Below are 22,651 nucleotides of genomic sequence, written 5' to 3'. Positions count from 1 at the left end.
AGGATGGGGTTCTCTTATCAGAGGGAGCTACGATGAACCGCCAAACGCCGCTCTTGATCATCATGCTGCTGCTCGCCGCCACCACCTGCTGGGCGGAAGGCTACGACACCTATATCGCGGTCAAGGGGGGCTCCTTCTTCCCCAACGGCCGCAGCGGGAGCGCGACTTCTTCGGAGAACGGCTTCGGCAACTTCTCCCTGGCGTACAACGGGGAGGTTGCGGTGGGGATCCGCCCGGAATCCTATGCCGCGGTGGAGCTGGGCGTTGGTTACTACGAGACCGATGCCAGCATCGCCGATACCGCCGGGGTCACCCGCAGGTACGACGCCATGGCGGTACCGGTGACCCTGACCGCCAAGGGAATTCTCCCGTACGGCCGGCTCGAGGCATTTGCCGGCGCCGGGATCGGCTACTGGCTCAGCCGGCTCCACTTCCGGCGCATCGCCGCCGACGGCACCCAGGACGCCGAGCGCAACCTCAATGCGGGAGCCTTCGGGTACCAACTGGTGGCCGGGGCCGATTACCGGGTGACCTCGCGACTGGACCTGGGGATCGAGGCCAAGTGGTCCCAGGTCAAGCCGGAGTTCGATTTCGCCGGGACCGACAATCTGGGCAAGGTGAAGTGGGAATTCGGCGGCACCACCCTGAACGCCGCGCTGAAGTATCGCTTCTAACCGGCCTTTGTATTGATAAAGGTCCGCATAATGTAGTATGAAAAGGCCTGGATGACGTCTGTCTTCCGGGCCTTTTTTCTTGATGAGGTGACCATGCAATATCCGATATCGGACTTGGTGCGCGGGGTGCATTCACCGCCCATTTCAGAAGTGAAGGGGTGGCTTGCCGCGGCGCGGCTCCAAATCCCGGTGATCGATCTCTGCCAGGCGATCCCCGACTATCCCCCGGCGCGGGAGCTGACCGACCACCTGGCGACCCTTCTGGACGATCCGCTTCTTTCCAGGTATTCGCCGGACGAGGGGCTTTTGGAGGTGCGCGAGGCGATCTGCACCGGCTACCAGCGCAGCTACGGCGGGCGCCTCCGCCCCTCCGAGATCTGCCTGACCATCGGAGCCAGCCAGGCCTTTTGGCTTGCCTTGGTCACCCTGTGCCGGGCCGGCGACGAGATCATCGTCCAACTCCCGGCCTACTTCGACCACCCGATGGCGCTCACCTCCCTTGGCGTGCGTCCCATCTACGCCCCCTTCGACGAGCACAGCGCTGGGCTCCCCAACGTGAAGACCCTGGAAGGGCTCATCACCGACCGGACCCGGGCCATCCTCCTGGTCTCCCCGAGCAATCCGACCGGCGCCGTCATCCCGCCGGCGCTGGTTCGCGAGCTGTACGAACTGGCCGCGCGCCGCAAGATCGCCCTGATCCTGGACGAGACCTACAACGCCTTCATCACCGGCGGCGTCCGCCCCCACGACCTCTTCGAGGACGACGACTGGGGCGAGCACTTCATCCATATCGCCTCCTTCGGGAAGACCTACGCCCTGACCGGGTACCGGGCCGGGATGCTGGTGGCGGCCCCCGAGTTCATCTCCAACGCGCTGAAGGTCCAGGACACCATGGCGGTCTGCCAGCCCCGCATCACCCAGCACGCGGTCCGCTACGGGATGGAGCACCTCGACGAATGGGTGGCGGCCAACCGGGTGACCATGGAGCGGCGTCACGAGCTTTTCCGTTCTGAATTTGCCAAGCCGGGGAACGCCTTCCGCCTGGTGGCCAGCGGTCCCTTCTTCGGGTGGGTGCGCCATCCTTTCGATGGATGCAGCGGCCGCGAGGTGGCCAAGCGCCTGGTGCAGGAGGCGGGGCTGTTACTGCTCCCCGGGGAGGTGTTCGGTCCGGGGCTGGAGCGCTATCTCCGGCTGGCTTTCGGCAACATCAGCGAAGAAGCGATCCCCGAGGCGGTGCGGCGTTTCCGGGAGTTTCCGGTCGGCCCGGCGGGGCCGGGCCAGATCGGAGACCAGAGAGGCGACGTGGTGCTGACCTTGTAGGGGCGACATTCCTGTCGCGATTCAAATACCCTTAAGATCGATGTTGCCCGTCCCTCAGGTAAAGGGAACATTGAGCGAGACTGACGCTTACCTCAGAATGAATACTGGCGAGCGGGGGCAACAGACTGGGCGAGGATGGGGGGTCAGACATGTATAGAATCGGCATAGATTTAGGCGGCACCAAAACCGAAGCCCTTCTTCTCGGCCCGGACGACGCCGTGCTCCACCGCGAGCGCCGCGCCACCCCGCTGGCGGACGGCTATCAGGCCATCCTCAACCAGGTAGCGGCGATGGTAAACGAAACCGCCGGCCTGGTCTCCCATGCCGGGAGCTACACCGTCGGCGTCGGCATCCCCGGCTCCATCGACGCCCTGAGCGGCCTGGTCCGCAACGCCAACTCGGTCTGCCTCATCGGGCAGCCGTTGCAATTCGACCTGGAACGCCTTCTTGCCCACCCCGTCGGCGTGCGTAACGATGCCGACTGCTTCACCCTCGCCGAATGTCGCATGGGTGCCGGCTCCGGGGAGGGATTGGTCTTTGGCGTCATCATGGGGACCGGCTGCGGTGGGGGCGTAGCCATTGACGGCGTGGTGCGCGAAGGGCCGCACCGGATCTGCGGTGAGTGGGGACACTTCTCCGTCGATCCGCAGGGGGCGGAATGCTACTGCGGCAACCGCGGCTGCGTCGAAACCAAGATCAGCGGCTCCGGCGTCGAGCGTGCCTTCGCCGCCCGTTACGGCGAACCCCTCACCATGGACCGGATCGTCGAACTGGCGCGGCAAGGCGAGCCGCGCTGCCGCGCGGCTTTCGACACCTTCCTCGACGACTTCGGGCGCTGCCTGGGCGGGGTGATCTCCATCCTCGATCCCGATCTCGTCGTGTTGGGCGGCGGGCTTTCCAACATCGAAGAGCTTTACACCGAGGGGTTCCAGCGCGTGCGGCACTACGCCTTCCACGACGATCCGCGCACCCCCGTGGTGAAAAACCGCCTCGGCGATTCCGCCGGCGTCTTCGGCGCCGCCTGGATCGGGAAGTAAAACCACCAACGCATAGAAGCGAACACGCAAAGACCCAAAAACCAAAGACCCAAAAACCAAAGACGCAAAGACGCCAGGAAGGACCCCAGGGTATTCTTCCGTGCGTTTCTTGCGTCTTCGTGTTTCAGATCCTGTTTTTGATCAAGCCGCTTTTCATGCAAAAGCATATACTGGCAGAAAGACTAAACATCTCTTGCTCTTGAAGGAGGAGATTGTGAATACCATATCGTGTAGAGAGTTAAAGGAGCGCATTGAGAGAGGGGCGGTCGTCATCGATGTCATGACGCCGGAAGACTATGCCTGTTGCCACCTCGCGGGTGCCCGTAGTGCCTGCATCTACGAGATGGCATTTATGGACCACATCAACAACTGCGGTGTCTCTCCGGAGGCAGAAGTGGTGGTCTACGACGCCACCGGGACCACGTTGGCCGCGCCGACCGCAGCGGGACGGCTGAAGAAGGCGGGCTACGAGAAGGTGCTCGTGCTGGATGGCGGCTTGGCCGCCTGGCGTGCGGCGGGGCTGCCGGTGGAAACCGGTGCTGCGGAGGCGTTCACTGGGCCCGAACCGGCCGACGGACGCTACCGGGTCGATACCGAGCGCAGCCGGCTGGAGTGGATTGGGCGCAACTTCAACAACCGGCACACGGGTCGCATCTCGGTGCGGGAAGGGGTCCTCGCGTTTGAGGGAGGCGTTCCGGCAGGCGGTACCCTGGTGCTGGATATGAACACCATCGAGAACTTCGACCTTACCGATCCCGCGTGGCACGACCTGTTGATCCGGCATCTCAAGTCCGAGGACTTCTTCCATGTGGAGCGGTTCCCGACGGCTACCTTCACCCTCAGCCGCTGGGACATCGAGAAGGGGCGTGCCAGCGGCGACCTCACGATAAGAGACGTCACCCGGGAGGTAACGTTTCCGGCGCAGGTCCAAATACAGGAAGACGGGAGCGTCAAGGCCCACGCCGCCTTCGACATCGACCGCACCCAATGGAACGTGAACTACGGCTCGACGCGCCTCTTCGAGCGCCTCGGCATGCACCAGGTCCACGACCTGATCACCCTGGAACTCTTCATCGTGGCGGTCCGCTGAGCCCCTTTACCCCCTCTCCCTCAGGGAGAGGGGCGGGGTGAATGCCTGTGGGTGGGAAATGTCGCGTTTCGTCCCTCAACGCGACCTGCGGGCGGCCCGTCCGGACGGGCACTAAGGGGCCCGTGGTACATAACGAAGGCCGGCATCCTCATCGGGGTGCCGGCCTTCTTTTTCTTCCTGTGGAACAGCTGGTGGGGGAGTGCCTATTGCCGCTCCAATGGCATGTCCTCGGTTACTGCTGCGCCTGGTTCTCCAGGCGGTGCTGGATCGGGGCGAGCTTTTTCTCGATCTTCTTGCCGATCCAGATCTGCGGGTTGGACGGGGTCTCGCCTTGTTCGTTCTCCCATTTGCGGATCGTCTCGCGGGCCTGGTCGAAGGCCTTGGTGATGGAATAGTTCTGGCTCAGCGCGCCGAAAAAGGCGTCGCCAAACCAGGTGTACTTCTCGCCGAAACCACAGCCGAAGGATTCGTGGGTCGGATCGGCGGCGGTGATGATGAGGGTCCGGTCGTCCTTCAGGGGCTCGATGAAGCCGCCGGAATAGCAGGCGGAGACGACAATCACCCGGTAGGGGATCTCGGAGCTCTTCAGCATGCGCCGGATCGACTCGGGGGTGATCTGGTCCAGGTCGAGCGGCCCGTTGCTCACGTCAAGCTCGTGCTGGCGCGATCCGTGCGAGGTGAGGTAGAGGAAGAGGACGTCCTGGTCGCGGTCCATCACCTTGCCGATTCCGTTCAACGCGCGGCCGAGGTTGGTGGCGGTGGCGAAGGGGATGGTGGTCGCGCTCTGCGGGTTGTTGGCCAAAAGGAGGGTCCGACCGGCGCCGGCAAAATGCTCGGCGAAGAGTTTCTCCCCGGCGGTAACTTCTTTGAGGAAGACGTCCTGGGCGGCGTCCCCGGCAAAGCCGATGAAGTAGAGGTTCGGCTCGCCCCGTTTGCCGTGCAGCAACTGGGAGAGGTCGTCGTCGAGGAGCCGGGACTGCGCGGTGAGGACGGCTTCGTTGACTTTGAGCTCCCCGCTTTCGGTGTCCTCGGCGGGGCTCAGCCAGAGGTCGCTGCGCGGATAGAACCAAAGCGGCGCTACCAGGAAAAACAGGAAAGCGGCGATAACGCCGGCGCGGCGTGCGGTGCCTGAGCCGAGACGGACTAAAAAGAGAAGCGACGCGGCGCTCCACCACCAGAAAAACCGGTAGTAGTTCGGCGCCCGCAGGTGGTCTTCCAGCCAGCGCAGGCGCGGCACGTGGGCGCCCAGCCACTCCAGAATGCCGAAGGTGAATTCGATCGGGATGCTGGTGGCGATGAGCGCGACCGGGATGGCGGTCACCAGCCCGGGGCGCTCGTGGAGCTTCCCGGCGAGATAGCCGCACAGGAGCATGAGCGGAATGTGGAAGAAGAACTGGGAAAGGGCGGCGTAGTTGAAGGTGCCGTCGCCGCCGACCAGGACCAGGGAGCTGGCCAGGTTGGCGATGACGTCTACCAGTGCAATCAGGGTGAGGTCGCCCGGGGTGGTGGAGAAGCGCTCGGGCTGGGAATGGAGGAACAGGGCGCAGCGGACGCCGGAAACGAGGTTCCCCAGGAGGCTCGGCGGCGGGAAGTATCGGCGCAAACGATGCGCGTGGTGCGCCCGAGATGTTCCCCCGTTGTTGTCTGTCCGTCCCTGCTCTGCCAAGGATGGTATCGCCGTCTCCATGTCGCCCTCGCGCGCTCTCGAATAATCGCAGCATCATAGCATGGGGCGAGCGTTTTTGGGAGGAGGTAATTTGAAGAATCGGGGCTGGGGATGAGGGGCCAGGAACTTTTGTGGGGATCTTACCGACAGCTCATGACGGCAGAATAATTATTTTAACCCTTTAGCAAATGCCTGATTTGCCGATGATACGAAAAGGAGAGTCACCCCTGCATTTCCCGCCGGCAATGCAATCCAACCATCATCGAGGCAACACATTTTAAATCATCATAATGACAACCCAGAAGAACGGATCGCCTGGTTCGACGTTCTTACCCGCCGGTTTTCCGACGACGGATCGATTCACGACAAGGGGCAGTTCGCCCACCCGCAGGGGCGCGCCCGGCTGGTTGCCAAAGCTCGCTGGATCTTCCTGGTACTGATCGGGCTTTTCGCCGTCTTCGTCGGGGCGACCTTCTATTTCAGCCGGTTCGGGTTCTTCCTCTCATCCTCCCAGCTCACCTTTCTCTGCGCGAGCGTGGCGGCGGTGATCGGCTACAACGCCCTCTACCACTTCCGCTACCCGCTCGTCTCGCGCATCCCGGCCGCGGACCGTCTCCAGGTCCTGCTGGACATGCTTTTCGTCACGATCATCGTTCATTTCAGCGGCGGCTCGGCGAGCTGGTTTTGGCCGGTCTACCTGCTGGTGACGGTCGAGGCGGCCTTCGTCCTGCCGCGCGAACGCGAGGTCTGGGCGATGGGGGCGCTCGGGGGGATGGTCTACGGAAGCCTCCTCTCCGCCGAGTACGCCGGGGTCTTCGCCAACGTCGCCATGCCTTTTGCCGACGGCACCACCCGCGACATCCTGTTCCTGGTCCTGATCTGGCTCTGGGTGGCCCTGCTCAACACCGTCGTGGCGGTCATCCTCACCTTCCTCATGTCGGTGATCCGCCGCGAGACGCGGCTTTTGCGGGAAAGCGAGGAGCGTCTCGAGGAATTCATCGACTCGGCGAGCGATCTCATCTACAGCGCCTACCCCGACGGTGAACTCTTCTATGCCAACCGGAGCGTGCAGGGGCTGGTGGGCTACTCGCTGGAAGAACTCGCCGGGCAGCAGCTCTTCGAACTGATCCCGGCGCGCAACCGGACCCGGTTCATGGAGGAGTTCCGGCGCATCGCCGCCGGCGGGGAGAGCGATCTCTTCGAGACCATGTTCGTCACCCGGGACGGCAGGGAGGTTTCGCTGGAGGGGCACCTGACCTTAAGCCGCAAGGCGGGGGAGCCGGTGGCGGTCTGGGGGAGTTTCCGGGACGTGACGGAACGGATCCTGGCCCAGAAGCAGCTCTATCATCTGGCCCACTACGACATCCTCACCAACCTCCCCAACCGCGCCCTGCTTTTGGACCGGATGCAGCACGCGAAGTCGCGCGCCAAGCGGGAGAAGTGCCGCGCAGCGCTCCTCTTCCTCGACCTGGACCGGTTCAAGGTGATCAACGACACCCTCGGGCATCCGGTGGGGGACCAGCTCCTGGTCTCGGTGGCGAACCGGCTGCGCGCCTGCTGCCGCGAGTCCGACACCGTCGCGCGCGTCGGCGGCGACGAGTTCATCATCGTCTTGGAGGGGCTCAAGGAGCGCGGCGACGCGGAAAAATTCGCGGCCAAGGTGATGCACCGGCTCATCGAACCGCACAAGATCGAAGACCACGAGCTGTTCGTCACCGGGAGCGTCGGCATCGCCCTCTACCCCGACGACGACACCGACCTGGACAACCTCCTGAAAAAGGCGGACATCGCCATGTACGCGGCGAAGGGGGTGGGGAACAACATGTTCCGCTGTTACGACAGCTACATGGATGAGAACGCGCACCGCCGCTTCGTGATGGAAAACGGGATGCGCCGTGCCCTGGAGAACGGCGACTTTCTCCTCTACTACCAGCCGAAGGTAAACCTCGTGACCGGGGAGATCACGGCGATGGAGGCGCTGGTGCGCTGGGATCACGCCGAACTGGGGATCATCGCGCCGTCGGACTTCATTCCCCTTGCCGAGGAGACCGGGCTGATCATCCCGCTCGGGGAGTGGGTGCTGCGCCAGGCGTGCGCCCAGAATAAATGGTGGCAGGACCAGGGGCATTTCCGGCTGCGGGTGGCGGTGAACCTTTCCGGATACCAGCTGCAGCAGGCGGAATTCCTGGAGGTGGTGCGGCGCGCCCTGGCCGATACCGGGCTGGACCCGCAGTACCTGGAGCTGGAGATCACCGAGACCGTGGTGATGCAGAACCCCGACTTCACCGTGCGCCTTTTGGATCAGCTCTGCGAGATGGGAATCCACATCTCCATTGACGACTTCGGGACCGGCTACTCGTCGCTTTCCCACCTGAAGCGCTTCTCGGTGAACACCCTCAAGATGGACAAGTCGTTCGTGAAGGGGGTTGCCGAGAACGGACCGGATGCGGCCATCGCGACCGCCATCATCTCCATGGGACGCAGCCTGAACCTGAGCGTCATCGCCGAGGGGGTGGAGACCGAGGGACAGCTCGAGTTCCTGAAAAAGACCGAGTGCGACGAGGTGCAGGGCTTCCTCTTCTCCAAGCCGATCCCGCCGGAAGAGGTGCTCAGGTTCATGAAGGGAAGGGGGGCACACGATAAGGGGCGTGCAGAGTAAGCCGTGAGGGGCACCCCCTCCCCCCGGACCTCCTCAACGCCCGGCGGCCGCTACTCCCTCTCCTGCGGGAACGGGGCGAGGTGAGGGGGCGCGCCGCGAAGAACCTCCCCCCACCCGCCTTTCGAGCAGTCGCGCCCGGAGGGGGAGGGGGGCATGCGACGCTGCGGTGGATCAGAAAACCGAATCCCCCCCGGCTCCGTGGTCCCCGCGGAGCCTCGTGAAACCCGCCACTGTGTCAAAATAATTAACTTGCATTAAGTAAAATTTTTAAATAATATGCGTTGCCACGTCGGCACTCCCCCTTCCGGAGGGGGTGCGACTCCGTCAAAACCCCGTCTCGGGAAGGGAGGTAACGCCTGTTTGTTCTTGACAGAAAGAGCGTTAAATTGTAACCTTTTTGCCTTACTCTGTGTATACTGTATGCCTTTCGGGCACCGCTTTCAGGCGTAGCGGGTGACCCGAAATCTTGTTTTGACGGAGGCCGCGTGTTGACTTTTCAAGAGTTGATCCTCTCCCTGCAAGGCTATTGGGCAGGGCAGGGCTGCGTGATCCAGCAGCCCTATGATACGGAAAAGGGGGCCGGCACTTTCAACCCCGCCACCTTCCTGCGCGTCCTCGGGCCCGAGCCCTGGAACGTCGCCTATGTGGAACCCTCCCGCCGCCCCACCGACGGCCGTTACGGCGAAAACCCCAACCGACTCCAGCACTACTACCAGTTCCAGGTCATCATGAAGCCCTCGCCCATGAACATCCTGGACCTCTACCTCGACTCGCTGCGCGCCTTCGGGATCGACCCGAACAAGCACGACATCCGCTTCGTCGAGGACGACTGGGAGTCCCCGACCCTGGGCGCCTGGGGGCTCGGGTGGGAGGTCTGGCTGGACGGGATGGAAATCACCCAGTTCACCTACTTCCAGCAGGCCGGCGGCATCGATCTGAAGCCGGTCGCCTCGGAGATCACCTACGGCTGCGAGCGCATCGCCATGTACCTGCAGGGGGTGGACAACGTCTACGACCTCGAGTGGGTCAAGGGGGTCCGCTACGGCGACATCCACCACGAAAGCGAGGTGGAGTTCTCCACCTACAACTTCGAGGAAGCGGACGTCGACATGCTCCTCAAGCTCTTCAAGATGTACGAGGCCGAGTGCATCCGGCTCGTCGACAAGGGGCTCGTCCTCCCCGCCTACGACTACGTCATGAAGTGCTCCCACACCTTCAACCTCCTCGATGCGCGCGGCGCCATTTCGGTCACCGAGCGTGCCTCCTACATCGGCAAGGTCCGTAACGTGGCGCGCCTCTGTGCGGAAGGTTACCTGCAGATGCGCGAGCGGCTCGGTTTCCCGCTCTTGAAAGGAGGTCGCTGATGGCGAAGGATCTGTTTCTCGAGATCGGGTGTGAGGAGATTCCGGCGGGATTCATCCCCAAGGCGATGGGGGATTTGGAAAGCCTGATCCGGCGCGAGCTGGAATCGGCACGTATCGAGTTCGGCGAAGTGGTGACCCTGGGTACCCCGCGCCGTCTCGCCCTGGCGGTCCAGGGGATCGCCGAGCGCCAGCCGGATGCCGAGCTGACCGCGATGGGACCGGCCAAAAGCGTCGCCTTCGACGCCGAGGGGAAGCCGACCCGCGCCGCCGAAGGTTTCGCGCGCGGCCAGGGGGTCTCGGTCGCCGACCTCAAGGTGGTGCCGACCGACAAGGGGGATTACCTCGCCGCGGTGAAAAGCGAGAAGGGGCGTGAGACGGCCGAGCTTCTGGCCGAGATCCTCCCCCGCCTGGTCAACGCCATCCCGTTCAAGAAATCGATGCGCTGGGGGGACCTCGACGTCCGCTTCGCGCGTCCGGTGCACTGGATCGTCTCCCTTTTCGGCGGCGTCGTGGTGCCGTTCAAGTTCGGCAACATCGAAAGCGGCTCGGTCTCCCGCGGCCACCGCTTCATGGCCAACACCACCTTCCCGGTGCGCGACTTCGCCCATTACCTGGAGGAGTGCGAGCGCCATTTCGTCATCCCCGATCCCAACCGCCGCAAGGAGATCATCGCCTCGGAGATCGAGCGGGTCGCCAAGCTCGCCGGCGGGACCGTGCTCCCGGACGAGGGGCTTTTGGAGCAGGTGAGCTTCCTGGTCGAGTATCCGAGCGCCGTCGCCGGCACCTTCTCGCCCGACTTCCTCGCCGTGCCGCGTGAGGTGCTGATCACCTCGATGCGCGAGCACCAGCGCTATTTCTCCATGGTGGACGCGGCCGGCAAGCTTCTTCCCGGCTTCATCACCATCAACAACACCCTCACCGAGGACCCGACCGTGGTGGTCAAGGGGAACGAGCGCGTGCTCCGCGCCCGCCTCTCCGACGCCCGCTTCTTCTTCGAAGAGGACAAGAAGGTACCGCTTTCCGACCGCGTCGACGCCCTGAAAAAGGTCGTCTACCAGGCGAAGCTCGGCACCTCCTACGAAAAGATGGAGCGCTTCCGCGAGCTCGCCGGCTGGCTCGCCGGCCGCCTCAACCCCGCGGTCGCCGACAAGGTCGCCCGTGCCGCCACCTTGTGCAAGGCGGACCTCGTCACCGGCATGGTCGGCGAGTTCCCCGAGGTCCAGGGGATCATGGGGCGCGAGTACGCCCTGCACGGCGGCGAGGATGCCGAGGTCGCGGCCGCGATCGCGGAGCACTACCTGCCGACCCAGGCCGGCGGGAATCTCCCGACCTCCGACATCGGCGCCTTTGTCTCCCTGGGCGACAAGATGGACACCATCTGCGGCTGCTTCTCGGTAGGCCTCATCCCGACCGGCTCCGCCGACCCCTATGCGCTGCGCCGTTCCGCGATCGGGATCATCAACATCATCCTGGACCGCGGCTACCGCCTCCCCCTGGACCGCTACATCGACGCCGCGCTGGAACTCCTCAAGGCGAAGGCGACCCGCCCCCTGGACGAGGTCAAAAAGGACGTCCGCGAGTTCTTCCGGGTCCGCTTCGTGAACCTGCTGGGGGATCTCTATCCGTCCGACGTGGTCGACGCGGTTACCCAGCTTCCCTTTGACGACCTGGTCGAAACGGCGCAGAAAATCGCGGCGCTGGCCGAGTTCAAAAACCGCGACGACTTCGGCCCGCTCGCGGTCGCCTTCAAGCGCGTGGTCAACATCGTCAAGGAGGGGGTCGACCAGCCGGTCTCCGAGGCGCTCTTCGAGGAAGAGGCGGAAGGGAAGCTCAACACGGCCCTCGCCGCGGTCGCCGACCGGGTGGGGACCCTGGTGGAGAAGGGGGATTACCTCTCCGCGCTTTCCGAAATCGCGACCCTGAAGGAGGCGGTGGACCGTTTCTTCGATCAGGTAATGGTCATGGCCAAGGACGAAAAGGTGAAGAACAACCGTCTCGCCCTGCTGACCCGCATCGCGCGGCTCTTCGCGCGCCTTGCCGACTTCTCACGACTCTCATGATGACCGTCGAGACCCTGCTAAAGCGCGAATCGATTATCAGGACCCTGACTACGGCGGCACGCCGGGGCAGGGTCGTAGCCACAGCAGGATGCCGCTAACGTAAACAGCCGTACGTCCCTAACCCGGGACGGCGGCTGTTTTTGTTTTTTGCTTCAAATATTTCGCAAGTACCTGTTTTTCTGGATATTCACTACAACTAAAAAGGGGAGGGTTTCATGGCAAGCAAGTACGTTTACTTCTTTGGGGCCGGCAAAGCTGACGGCAATGCCAAGATGAAGGAGCTTTTGGGGGGCAAGGGGGCCAACCTCGCGGAGATGACCGCAATCGGCCTCCCCGTTCCCGCCGGCTTCACCATCACCACCGAGGTCTGCACCGAGTACTACGAGAACAACCGCAACTACCCGGCCGACCTGAAAGCCGAGGTCGCCGCCAACCTGGCCCGGGTCGAGGACCTGATGGGCAAGAAATTCGGCGACGCGAAGAACCCGCTTCTGGTCTCGGTCCGCTCCGGCGCCCGCGCCTCCATGCCGGGGATGATGGACACCATCTTGAACCTGGGCTTGAACGACACCACGGTCCAGGGGATCATCGCCCAAAGCGGCGACGAGCGCTTCGCCTACGACGCCTACCGCCGCTTCGTCCAGATGTACTCCGACGTCGTCATGGGGATGGACAAGGAGGAGCTGGAGCACCTCCTGGAGAGGAAAAAGGAAGCCAAGGGGGTCCACCTCGACACCGACCTCACCGCCGAGGACTGGAAGGAACTCGTGGCGAAATTCAAGGCCAAGGTCCAGGAGCGGCTCGGGGTCGCCTTCCCGGAAGACCCGGAGGAGCAGCTCTGGGGCGCCATCGGCGCGGTCTTCGGTTCCTGGATGAACCAGCGCGCCATCACCTACAGAAAACTGAACGGCATCCCGGCCGACTGGGGGACCGCGGTCAACGTCCAGTCCATGGTATTCGGCAACATGGGTAACGACTGCGCCACCGGCGTCGCTTTCACCCGCGATCCGTCCACCGGCGAGAACTACTTCTACGGCGAGTACCTGGTCAACGCCCAGGGCGAGGACGTCGTCGCCGGCATCCGCACCCCGCAGCCGATCAACCGCGCCAAATACAAGCCGGGCGATCTCCCCTCCATGGAGGAGGTCCTCCCGGAATGCTACGCGCAGCTGGTGAAGATCCGGAGCATCCTGGAGAAGCACTACCAGGACATGCAGGACATCGAGTTCACCATCGAAAAGGGCACCCTCTACATGCTGCAGTGCCGAAGCGGCAAAAGGACCGCCCGTGCTGCGATCAAGATCGCGGTCGACATGGTGAAGGAGGGGCTCATCACCGAGCAGACCGCAGTCCTGCGGGTGGCCCCGAGCCAGCTCGACCAGCTGCTCCACCCCTCGCTCGACCCGAACGCGCCGAAGACCGTCATCGCCAAGGGGCTTCCCGCCTCCCCGGGCGCCGCGTCCGGCACGGTCGTCTTCACCGCCGACGAGGCGGAGTCGCAGGCGAAACTCGGTAACAAGGTGATCCTGGTCCGCGTCGAGACCTCTCCGGAGGACATCCACGGCATGCATGCCGCCCAGGGGATCCTCACCGCCCGCGGCGGGATGACCTCCCACGCGGCGGTCGTCGCCCGCGGCATGGGCAAGTGCTGCGTCGCCGGCTGCGGCGACATCAAGGTCGACTACGCCGGGGGCCGGTTCGTCGCCAAGAACGGCCAGACGATCAGCAAAGGTGACGTGATCACCCTGGACGGCTCCACCGGCGAGGTCATGCTGGGCGCGGTGCCGACCGTCTCCGCCGGCATGAGCGGCGACTTTGCCCAGATCATGGAGTGGGTCGACAAGTTCCGCCGCCTCAAGGTCCGCGCCAACGCCGACACCCCGCACGACGCCCGCACCGCCCGCGAATTCGGCGCCGAGGGGATCGGCCTTTGCCGCACCGAGCACATGTTCTTCGAGGCCGACCGCATCGCGGCGGTGCGCGAGATGATCCTCGCCGCCGACCTGGAAGGGCGCAAGAAGGCGCTCGCCAAGATCCTCCCGATGCAGAAAGGTGACTTCAAGGGGCTCTTCCGCGAGATGAAGGGGCTGCCGGTCACCATCCGTCTCCTCGACCCGCCGCTGCACGAGTTCCTCCCCCAGGAGGAGAAGGACATCCAGGCGCTGGCCCAGACCATGGGGGTATCCGCCGAGACCCTGCGCCACAAGGTCGAGTTCCTGCACGAGTTCAACCCGATGCTCGGCCACCGCGGCTGCCGCCTCGGGGTGACCTTCCCGGAGATCTACGACATGCAGGTCCAGGCGATCATGGAAGCGGCCTGCGAGCTGGTCAAGGAAGAAGGGTTCGACATCGTCCCCGAAATCATGATCCCGCTCGTCTCGGTGACCAAGGAGCTCGGCATCCTGAAGGCGCAGGCCATCGAGGTCTGCGAGGACGTCATGCAGCGCTTCGGCGTCAAGATCAAGTACCTGATCGGCACCATGATCGAGCTCCCCCGCGCCGCCCTCACCGCCGACAAGATCGCCGTGGAGGCCGAGTTCTTCTCCTTCGGGACCAACGACCTCACCCAGACCACCTTCGGTCTCTCCCGTGACGACGCCGGGAAGTTCCTCCCGTTCTACGTCGAAAACGGCCTCATGGACGAGGACCCGTTCGTCACCCTGGACCAGTGCGGCGTCGGCCAGCTGGTGAAGATGGGGTGCCAGAAGGGGCGCCAGACCCGCCCGGAGATCAAGCTCGGCATCTGCGGCGAGCACGGCGGCGACCCGGCCTCGGTCATCTTCTGCGATTCCATCGGGCTCGACTACGTCTCCTGCTCCCCGTTCCGGGTGCCCATCGCGCGCCTGGCGGCAGCCCACGCGACCCTGAACAAGTCGGCGTAAGGAGAGCAGTCAGGTAAGAGAAAAGGGGGACCGTTCCGATGCCGGGGCGGTCCCCCTTTTTTTGCGTGGCACGTACTTGATGGCGGGGGTGTTATCCGACCGCCTGTCGGAATCCCTGACAGCTGCGCACGAATCGCCTTGACACCGCCGCCCGAAACGTTGTACATACCGGCATGGGTCTAATCGGCCCAGTATGTGTCACAAAAAAGAACGGGAGAAAGAAATGGCAAAAGGTGTGGTCAAGTGGTTCAACGACGCTAAAGGGTTTGGTTTCATCGAGCAGGAGAACGGTGGGGACGTTTTCGTTCACTTCTCCGCCATCCAGGGTGACGGCTTCAAGTCCCTGGCCGAAGGGGATTCCGTCACCTTCGATGTTACGCAGGGCGCGAAAGGGCCGCAGGCCTCCAATGTGGTGAGAAACTAAGTAGTCCGTCCAACAGACAGATCAAGGCCCCGAAGCGTTCTCCGGGGCCTTTTTTATTGGTGAGCGCCGTACCACAAGGCCTGAATCCCCCCTCCCTTGGCGCGAGGGGGGGACTGGGGTCAAGCATATGCGTATCGACGAAAAGAAGGACGCCGGCGGGATCACCCGCAAGCAAAAGAAGGAAAAGGCCCAGGGGACCGGAAGCGTCACCGGTGCGCTCTTTGCCGGCCGGCTCAACCAGGCCCGGCAGAGCGGGGATTACCCGGAGGAGCTCCAGCGCCTCAAGGGGGAGCTCGACGAGATCGGGGAGATCCTGGAGCGCGAGCCGACCGTGGCCAACTACCGGCGCTTCCGCGACACCATCGGCGCCCTGGCGCGCAAGGTGAACGCCGAGGCGTACCGGGTGGAACAGCTGGGCGGAACCATCGGCCGGGTCCACGAGGTGATCTCGGTGATCGACAAGGAGGCCGACGTGCTCTATCACCTGGTCATGCGGGAGCAGAAGGACAACATCCGGATCGCCGCGCAGATCATGAAGATCCGCGGGCTCATTGTCGATTTCATTCTCTAGCGAAAAGCACTCAAGCAAGTTGCATCTTTTGCCGATAGGAACGAAGGCAATGAACTATCGGTACCGAAAGGGAGCCCAGAACATGCACCTCCACCGCATCGGCGCAGCCGCGCTGTTTCTCGTCCTTTCCCTGTTCGTCATCACCACCCCGTCCCATGCCGACGCTCCGATCCGGGTCAACGGCACCGGCAGCGGGGTGGTCCTGATGAAGGCGCTGGTCGAGGCGTACGCCAAGGAGAATCCGCAGGCTGTCTTCGATCTCCAGAAAAGCCTCGGCAGCTCCGGCGCCATCAAGGCGCTCGGCAAAGGGGCGCTCGATATCGCCGTCTCCGCCCGCCCGCTCACCGCCAAGGAGAGCGGCGAAGGGCTCGCCGGCTTAGAGTACGGGCGGACCCCCTTTGTCGTCATCACCAACAGGAAATACCCCCACCTGGCGGAGATCCGCCACGAGCTGCTGGAGTCCATCTTCAACGGGAGAATGGCGGCCTGGCCCAACGGCCCGACGGTGCGCCTCATCCTGCGCCCCCTCGATGACGTCGACACCAAGCTTACCCGCGCCATGTCCCCGGAAATGGACCAGGGGGTGACCGCGTCGCACGAGCACTATCCCATCGTCGCCATCACCGACGCCGACGCCTTCGAAATGGTCAAGAAGACCCCGGGCGCGATCACGCTGATCGGGCTGGTCATGCCCCTGTCGGAGCCGCGCGCCGTGCGGCTGGCCAAGCTAGACGGAGTCGAGCCTACCCTCAAGAACCTCGCTTCCGGGAAGTACCGCTACTACAAAGAGATCTTCATCGTCACCAAGGGACAGCCGGCCGGCGCGCTTGCCGACTTCCTCAAGTTCATCGCTTCGAGCAAGGGGCGGGCCGTGGCGGCCCGGAGCGGAGTTCTGGTTACCCTCCCAGCCAAGGCAAAATGATCGACGACGAAAGGCGCACCATACGCCGCAATACGACGCTGGTCGCGATCCTGGTCGCGAGCATCGTCGCGCTGGGCCCTGCCGCAACCCATTTCGTCATGTCCTATTCCCACATCCGGGGCATGCTGGAGGCGGAAGCGGAGATCAACGCCCGGTTGGTCCGGGGGCTGGTCCTCGCCAACCCCGGGCTTTGGCAGTTCGAGGAGGTGCGCCTCAAGGAGCTCCTCCAGAAGCGCCCCCGCCAGAAGACCCACGAGATCCGGCGGCTCTACGACTTAAAGAAGAAGGTCGTCGCCGAAAGCGCCGACCCGGTACTCCCCCCTACCATTTCCTACTCCTGCGACATCCAGGATGGCGGCCGGACCGTGGCCACCATCGAGATCGTCCGCTCCCTGGCCCCGACCGCGACCACCACGGCACTGCTCCTGACCCTCGGCCTGGTGGTCGGGATCTTCTCCTTTTTCAAGCTGAGGATGGCACCTTTGCGCACCATCGAGGCGGTCCAGCGGGTCTTGAGGGAAAGCGAGGAGAAGTACCGTTCGGTCTACGAATCGCTCAAGGAAGGGCTGGCGCTCTACCGGGTGATCCCGGGGGAGGAAGGCGAGGTCGAACTGATACTGACCGATATCAACCCCGTCTGCGAAACGGTTTTCGGCTTCGGGTCCCGCGACCCGGGCCGGTCGATCGACGAGATCTGCGACGGGATCTTCGCGCCCTATCACGGCAAGATCGCAAGCGTCTTGCGCAACAACAAGGACGTCAGCTTCGAGATGCAGCACCCGGGGCGGGACCGCTTCTTCACGGTAACCGTCTTCCGGGCGGGGGGAGACCGGCTGGCGACCCTGCTCGAGGACGTGACCGCGGAAAAGCGTTCCGCCGAGCAGCTGGAGCGGCTGGCATACTACGACAGCCTTACCGGCCTTTTGAACCGCCGGATGCTCTTGGATCGGCTGGAGCAGACCATCGGAGTGGCGCAGCGCGAGCAGGTCAACGTGGCGGTCCTTTTCATCGACCTGGACGGGTTCAAGGTGATCAACGACACCCTCGGCCACGAGGCGGGGGACCAGATCCTCATCGAGGTCTCGGAACGGCTGCAGCGGTCGGTCCGGAAGCGGGACACCCTGGCGCGGCTGGGCGGGGACGAGTTCGTGGTGGTCTCCACCTACGACAAGGAACAAAACGCCGGCTACATCGCCAAGAACCTCCTCAAGTGCATCTCCGGAGTCTACGGCGTCCGGGGACGCGAGGTCTACCTCGGGGCGAGCATCGGGATCTCGGTCTTTCCGGATGACGGCGACAGCTCGGAGGTACTGCTCAAGAACGCGGACATCGCGATGTACAGCGCGAAGAACCACGGCGGCGATTTCTGCTTCTACCGGGCCGAGCTGAACCAGCGGCTGCACCAGCGGATGCAGCTCGATTTCGACCTGCGGCGCGCCCTGGAGAAGGACGAATTCTTCTTCGAGTACCAGCCGATCATCGACGCCCGCACCGGCCGGATTTCGGCGGTGGAGGCCCTGATCCGCTGGAACAGCCCCGAAAAGGGGAGGGTGATGCCCGACGTCTTCATTGGCCTTGCCGAGGAGACCGGGCTGATCCTGCCGCTCGGGGAGTGGGTGGTGCGCAAGGCCTGCGCCAAGCTGCGCGAATGGCAGGAGGCCGGACTCCCGCTGGTGCGGATGTGCATCAACATCTCCGGCCGGCAGTTCATGCAGGGGGACATCTACAACGTGGTCAGTTCGGCGCTCAAGGAAAACGGGATCGACCCCCGTTACCTGGAGCTGGAACTGACCGAAACCTGCCTGATCCAGAATGTCGAGGAGACCACCAAAAAACTCGGCATGCTCAAGGAGCTCAACGTATCGATCTCGGTCGACGATTTCGGCACCGGCTACTCATCGTTGCAGTATCTGAAGAACTTCCCCATCGACCGGCTGAAGATCGACCGCGGCTTCATCAAGAACGCCCCGCACTTCGCCAACCACCGCGCCATCGTCGACGCCATCATCGGGATCGCCAAGGCGATGGACCTGAAGGTGATCGCCGAAGGGGTGGAGACGGTCGAGCAGGCGGAATTTTTGAAGGCCCGCAACTGCGACGGGCTGCAGGGGTATTACTTCTACCGGCCGCTCGCCGAGGAACCGCTGGTGGTTGTGCTCTGCAGCCAAGGGGATGAGGAGGCGCCGCCCAGCCATTTCCTGGCGACCCGGGTGCTGGGGCCCATCGAGAACACCCTGCCGGCTCCTTTTTCCGCCACCCGTTCCGCCGATCCGGCCGATAAACAGGCGAGCGACCCCCCTTCGGTCGTGGGCGGGGAGTAGGTCGGCCGGGTACCGGTGCGTCCCGCGTTCGGCACCGATGCGCACCCCGCGTCGGCGGCGCCCCTTGCTGTGGGGGCCTCAGGGTGGGATCAATCGGCTCTCTTTCCCAAGGTCCACCCTGAAAGGAAATGGCCTCACCCCTTTCATCCCGCACCGGCAATAAAAAAAGCCTCCGGCTCCCCGGAGGCTTTTCTGTTAGGTGAGGCATGTCGGAGCGATACGGCAGTATCAGCTAACAACAGCGCCCATCTTTTTGCTCATCGCTCATTGCCGAACCGTCACAGCCACCTTCCCCACCCCGGCGATCTCGGCGACGACGCGGTCTCCCGGCTTGATCGGCCCGACGCCGGCCGGCGTCCCGGTAAGGATGAGGTCCCCCGGTTCCAGGGTGAAAATGCCGGATAAGTACGAGATCAGCTCGGGAATCCGGTGGATCATCAGCGCGGTAGAGCCGTTTTGGCGCAGCTCCCCGTTCACGGTGAGGGTGATCACCACGTCCTGCGGGTTCGCAATCGAATCGGCCGGTACGAAGCTTGAGAGCGGACAGGCGGTGTCGAAACCCTTGGCGATGTCCCAGGGGAGCCCCTTCTTCTTGAGCTCGGCCTGAACGTCGCGCAGGGTGAGGTCGATCGCCACGCCGTAGCCGGCCACGTGATCAAGCGCTTTCGCTACCGGGACCTTTTTGGCCGTGGTCCCGATCAGGATGGCGAGCTCGGCTTCGTGGTGGCAGTCGCTGCTGTAGGGAGGAATGACGATCTCCTCGCCGTCTCCGATGACCGAGGTCGCCGGCTTGGTGAAGACGACCGGACGCTCCGGGATCTCGTTACCCAGCTCCTTGATGTGGTCCACGTAGTTTCTGCCGATGCAGAGGATCTTGCCGATCCGGCAGCCTTCGGCCTCTCCGGCGATTTTCGCCTCTCTCATGCTCCCTCCTTGTCTACCATTCTCCGTTGGCCGCGCGGGGGACGCCGTCGAAGCGGCACCCCTGCCAGCTGCCGCGCCGCTTCAGCTCGTTGACCACCGCGTACCACATCTGGTTGTTCTTCAGGTCCCAGTTCGGCGCGACCCGGATCTCCACCGGTGCCGACCCGTAGAGCCGCTGGATCGAAATGGACGGGGAGAGCTCTTCCAAGAAATCGCAGACGGTGCCGACGTACTCCTCCAGCGCAATCGGAGCGAAGGCCCCCTGCCGGTACAGCTCGGCGAGGCGGGTTCCCTGCACCACGTGAAGCTGGTGCAATTTCAGGCAGCCGATGGGGAGCTCCGAGAAGAGCCGCGCCCCCTTGACGAACTCGGCGCGCGACTCCCCCGGGAAGCCGTAGATGAGATGGGTGCAAAGCTCCAGGCCGCGTCCGGCGAGGCGGTGGACCGCCTGCAGGTACTCCTGGAAGGTGTGGCCGCGGTTGATCCGGTTCAAGACCTGGTCGTCGCGCGACTGCAGCCCCAATTCCACGCAGACGTAGTGGTCCCGGGCCAGCTCCTGCAAAAGCTCGATCGACCCGTCGGATAAGGCGTCGGGACGGGTGCCCACCGAGATGCCGAGGACGTCGGGGTGGGCCAGCGCGCGGCGGTACAGGTCGGCCAGCTTCTCGACCGGGCCGTAGGTGTTGGTGAACTTCTGGAAGTAGACGAGGAACTTCTCGCTCCCCAGCCGGGTGCGGTGGTAGGCCATCCCCGCGGCCATCTGCTCCTCGATCGGGACGATCGCCTGGGTGCCGGAAGGGGAGAACGAGGAATTGTCGCAGTAGATGCAGCCGCCGGTGCCGCGGCTCCCGTCGCGGTTGGGGCAGGTGAAGCCGCCGTCGACGTTGACCTTGCTCACCCGGCAGCCGAAGCGGCGGCGCAGGTAGGTGCCGTAGGAATTGAACCTTAAGTCGGGATTGATGAATGCGCTTGGCATGTTCAGTTGCGTGGCTCCGAAGCGGGCAAGAACCCGCGCAGCTCGCGGGCCGCGCGGCGCGGATCGGGGGCGGAGAGGATGGCCGAGATGACCCCGACTCCGTGCGCCCCCGCGGCAAGCAGTTCCCCGCAGTGCTTCCTTTTGACGCCTCCCAGGGCGAAGACGGGGATTTCCAGCAGCTCCGCGACCTCCGCGAGCCGCTCGACACCGACCGGCTCGCCGTAGGCGGCCTTCGAGGGGGTGTAGTACACCGGTCCGAAGGTGATGAAGTCGGCGCCCATCTCCTGCGCCGTGATCGCCTGGACCTGGTTGTGGCAGGAGACCCCGATCAGCTTCTTGTCCCCGATCAGCCGGCGTACCTTGTACAGGGGGAGGCTGTTGACCCCGATGTGAACGCCGTCGGCGTCCACCGCCTGCGCCACATCGGTGCGGTCGTTGATGATCAGGCGGGCGTTGTAACGGGAGGTGAGCCGCCTGAGGTCGTAAGCCAGTTCGTAAAGTGCCTTGGAGGAGAGGTCCTTCTCGCGCAGCTGTACCGCGCGGACTCCGCCGTGCAGCGCCTCCTCGAGGACGAACTCGAGGTTGCGGTCGCGGGTCTGGGTGCGGTCCGTGATCAGGTACAGGTTGAAATCGACGCGCGGGGACCTTTCAGCGGTCACGCAACGAGACCCGCCAGGGGCGAGGAGGCCGTCGCGTACAGCTTGCGCGGAATCCGTCCGGAGAGGTAGGCGAGCCGGCCGGCCCGCACCGCGAGGTTCATCGCCTCGGCCATGGCCACCGGGTTCTGCGCGCCGGCGATGGCGGTGTTCATCAGGACGCCGTCGCAGCCAAGTTCCATCGCGATGGCGGCGTCGGACGCGGTCCCGACCCCGGCGTCGACGATCACCGGCACCTTCACGCTCTCCATGATGATCTGGATGTTGAACGGGTTGCGGATCCCGAGGCCGCTGCCGATCGGGGCCCCCAGCGGCATGACCGCGGCGCAGCCCAGATCCTCCAGGCGCTTGCAGACGATCGGGTCGTCGCTCGTGTAGGGGAGCACGGTGAAACCGTCTTTCACCAGGACCGCCGCCGCCTTGAGGAGCTCCTCGTTGTCCGGGAACAGGGTCTTCTCGTCCCCGAGCACCTCGAGCTTCACGAAGTCGGAAAGCCCGGCCTCGCGCGCCAGCCGGCAGGTGCGGATGGCGTCCTCGGCGGTGTAGCAGCCGGCGGTATTGGGGAGCAGGGTGTACTTCTTGGTATCGATGTAGTCGAGCAGGGACTCCTTGTTGCGGTCGGAGATGTTCACCCGCCGCACCGCGACCGTGATGATCTCGGCCCCGGAGGCTTCGAGCGCCTGCACCATCTGCTGGTAGTTCGCGTACTTGCCGGTTCCCACCATGAGCCGCGAGTTGAATTCCCGCCCCGCGATGACGAGCTTGTCGTTTTCAGCCATTATCGGTTCTCCCTCATTTCTCAATAAAACGCGGAGGAGGGGGTTACCCCCCTCCCACGAACTGAACGATCTCGATCTGGTCCCCCTCGGCAAGGAGGGTGGCCGGGTATTCCGCCTTGGGAAGGATGTCCCGGTTGAGCTCCACGGCGACCCGGCGCGGGTCGATCCCGATTGACTCCAGGTAGGCCAGGACCGTGACCGGTTCCGTGGTTACGGTTTCGCCGTTGACGGTGATCTGCACGTGTTGCTTCTCCTTGGATGCGGAAAAAGCCGGATGCGGATGGCAGCCGGCCTCGGCGCTGCCTCATTCGGGGCAGCTTTGGGTA

18 protein-coding genes are annotated in these 22,651 nt (G+C 64.0%); 12 read left to right on the top strand and 6 right to left on the bottom strand.

The annotated features are described in order from the left end of the window. The first annotated feature begins 32 nt into the window (after positions 1–32). From JFN93_RS17890 to JFN93_RS17875, 4 genes are all read left to right on the top strand, one after another. Positions 33–674 (top strand): outer membrane beta-barrel protein, encoded by a 642-nt coding sequence (locus JFN93_RS17890; protein WP_199385493.1) that lies wholly within the window; start codon positions 33–35, stop codon positions 672–674. Positions 675–767: 93 nt separating this feature from the next. Next, on the top strand, positions 768–1,994 hold the full coding sequence (locus JFN93_RS17885; RefSeq protein ID WP_199385492.1) for an aminotransferase: 1,227 nt from the start codon (positions 768–770) through the stop codon (positions 1,992–1,994). 149 nt (positions 1,995–2,143) lie between these two features. Then, complete coding sequence (locus tag JFN93_RS17880; RefSeq protein ID WP_199385491.1) at positions 2,144–3,031, top strand: ROK family protein; 888 nt, start codon at positions 2,144–2,146, stop codon at positions 3,029–3,031. A gap of 214 nt (positions 3,032–3,245) precedes the next feature. Beyond that, positions 3,246–4,121: a YceI family protein gene (locus JFN93_RS17875; RefSeq protein WP_328754257.1), complete on the top strand. Its 876-nt coding sequence runs from the start codon at positions 3,246–3,248 to the stop codon at positions 4,119–4,121. 232 nt (positions 4,122–4,353) lie between these two features. On the opposite strand, the gene JFN93_RS17870 is transcribed toward JFN93_RS17875, so the two are convergent. After that, a complete protein-coding gene (locus tag JFN93_RS17870; protein WP_199385490.1) occupies positions 4,354–5,724 on the bottom strand; it encodes a C13 family peptidase in 1,371 nt (456 codons plus the stop codon). 607 nt (positions 5,725–6,331) lie between these two features. Between JFN93_RS17870 and JFN93_RS17865 the strand changes: the two genes are divergently transcribed. The 8 genes from JFN93_RS17865 to JFN93_RS17830 all read left to right on the top strand — a co-directional run bounded on the left by JFN93_RS17865 (position 6,332) and on the right by JFN93_RS17830 (position 18,990). Next, positions 6,332–8,446 carry a putative bifunctional diguanylate cyclase/phosphodiesterase gene (locus tag JFN93_RS17865; protein ID WP_199385489.1) on the top strand — a complete coding sequence of 705 codons (2,115 nt, stop codon included), beginning with the start codon at positions 6,332–6,334 and terminating at the stop codon, positions 8,444–8,446. A 488-nt stretch (positions 8,447–8,934) separates the two neighbouring features. Beyond that, on the top strand, positions 8,935–9,810 hold the full coding sequence (gene glyQ, locus JFN93_RS17860; protein WP_215907808.1) for a glycine--tRNA ligase subunit alpha: 876 nt from the start codon (positions 8,935–8,937) through the stop codon (positions 9,808–9,810). Then, a complete protein-coding gene (glyS, locus tag JFN93_RS17855) occupies positions 9,810–11,870 on the top strand; it encodes a glycine--tRNA ligase subunit beta (protein ID WP_199385487.1) in 2,061 nt (686 codons plus the stop codon). The genes glyQ and glyS overlap by 1 nt, the downstream gene beginning before the upstream one ends. Positions 11,871–12,085: 215 nt before the next feature. Then, the gene (gene ppdK, locus JFN93_RS17850) at positions 12,086–14,752 is read left to right on the top strand and encodes a pyruvate, phosphate dikinase (RefSeq protein WP_199385486.1); all 2,667 of its coding nucleotides are present in this window, start codon (positions 12,086–12,088) and stop codon (positions 14,750–14,752) included. A 223-nt stretch (positions 14,753–14,975) separates the two neighbouring features. Beyond that, positions 14,976–15,176, top strand: a complete 201-nt coding sequence (locus JFN93_RS17845) for a cold-shock protein (protein ID WP_199385485.1) — start codon at positions 14,976–14,978, stop codon at positions 15,174–15,176. 127 nt (positions 15,177–15,303) lie between these two features. Beyond that, a complete protein-coding gene (locus JFN93_RS17840) occupies positions 15,304–15,747 on the top strand; it encodes a YaaR family protein (protein ID WP_199385484.1) in 444 nt (147 codons plus the stop codon). A gap of 49 nt (positions 15,748–15,796) precedes the next feature. After that, on the top strand, positions 15,797–16,669 hold the full coding sequence (locus JFN93_RS17835) for a substrate-binding domain-containing protein (RefSeq protein WP_199385483.1): 873 nt from the start codon (positions 15,797–15,799) through the stop codon (positions 16,667–16,669). Next, complete coding sequence (locus tag JFN93_RS17830) at positions 16,666–18,990, top strand: putative bifunctional diguanylate cyclase/phosphodiesterase (protein ID WP_215907804.1); 2,325 nt, start codon at positions 16,666–16,668, stop codon at positions 18,988–18,990. The genes JFN93_RS17835 and JFN93_RS17830 overlap by 4 nt, the downstream gene beginning before the upstream one ends. A 264-nt stretch (positions 18,991–19,254) precedes the next feature. Here JFN93_RS17830 and JFN93_RS17825 read toward each other — a convergent pair whose 3' ends face one another. Genes JFN93_RS17825 through thiS form a run of 5 tightly spaced genes read right to left on the bottom strand, consistent with a single transcriptional unit; the run spans position 19,255 to position 22,566 of the window. Further along, a complete protein-coding gene (locus JFN93_RS17825; protein WP_199385482.1) occupies positions 19,255–19,914 on the bottom strand; it encodes a fumarylacetoacetate hydrolase family protein in 660 nt (219 codons plus the stop codon). Positions 19,915–19,927: 13 nt separating this feature from the next. Further along, positions 19,928–20,890 (bottom strand): TIGR01212 family radical SAM protein, encoded by a 963-nt coding sequence (locus JFN93_RS17820; RefSeq protein ID WP_199385481.1) that lies wholly within the window; start codon positions 20,888–20,890, stop codon positions 19,928–19,930. 2 nt (positions 20,891–20,892) lie between these two features. Beyond that, entirely contained in the window at positions 20,893–21,549 is a 657-nt protein-coding gene (gene thiE / locus JFN93_RS17815) for a thiamine phosphate synthase (protein ID WP_199385480.1), read from the bottom strand. Then, positions 21,546–22,328: a thiazole synthase gene (locus JFN93_RS17810; protein ID WP_328754264.1), complete on the bottom strand. Its 783-nt coding sequence runs from the start codon at positions 22,326–22,328 to the stop codon at positions 21,546–21,548. Before JFN93_RS17810 ends, thiE begins: the two co-directional genes overlap by 4 nt. 40 nt (positions 22,329–22,368) lie before the next feature. Next, entirely contained in the window at positions 22,369–22,566 is a 198-nt protein-coding gene (thiS, locus tag JFN93_RS17805) for a sulfur carrier protein ThiS (RefSeq protein WP_199385478.1), read from the bottom strand. Positions 22,567–22,651 lie beyond the last annotated feature (85 nt).

The sequence above is a fragment of the Geomesophilobacter sediminis genome (assembly GCF_016458275.1).
Taxonomy (GTDB): Bacteria; Desulfobacterota; Desulfuromonadia; order Geobacterales; family Geobacteraceae; genus Geomesophilobacter; species Geomesophilobacter sediminis.
This window is presented reverse-complemented; position numbering and strand designations above follow the sequence as displayed.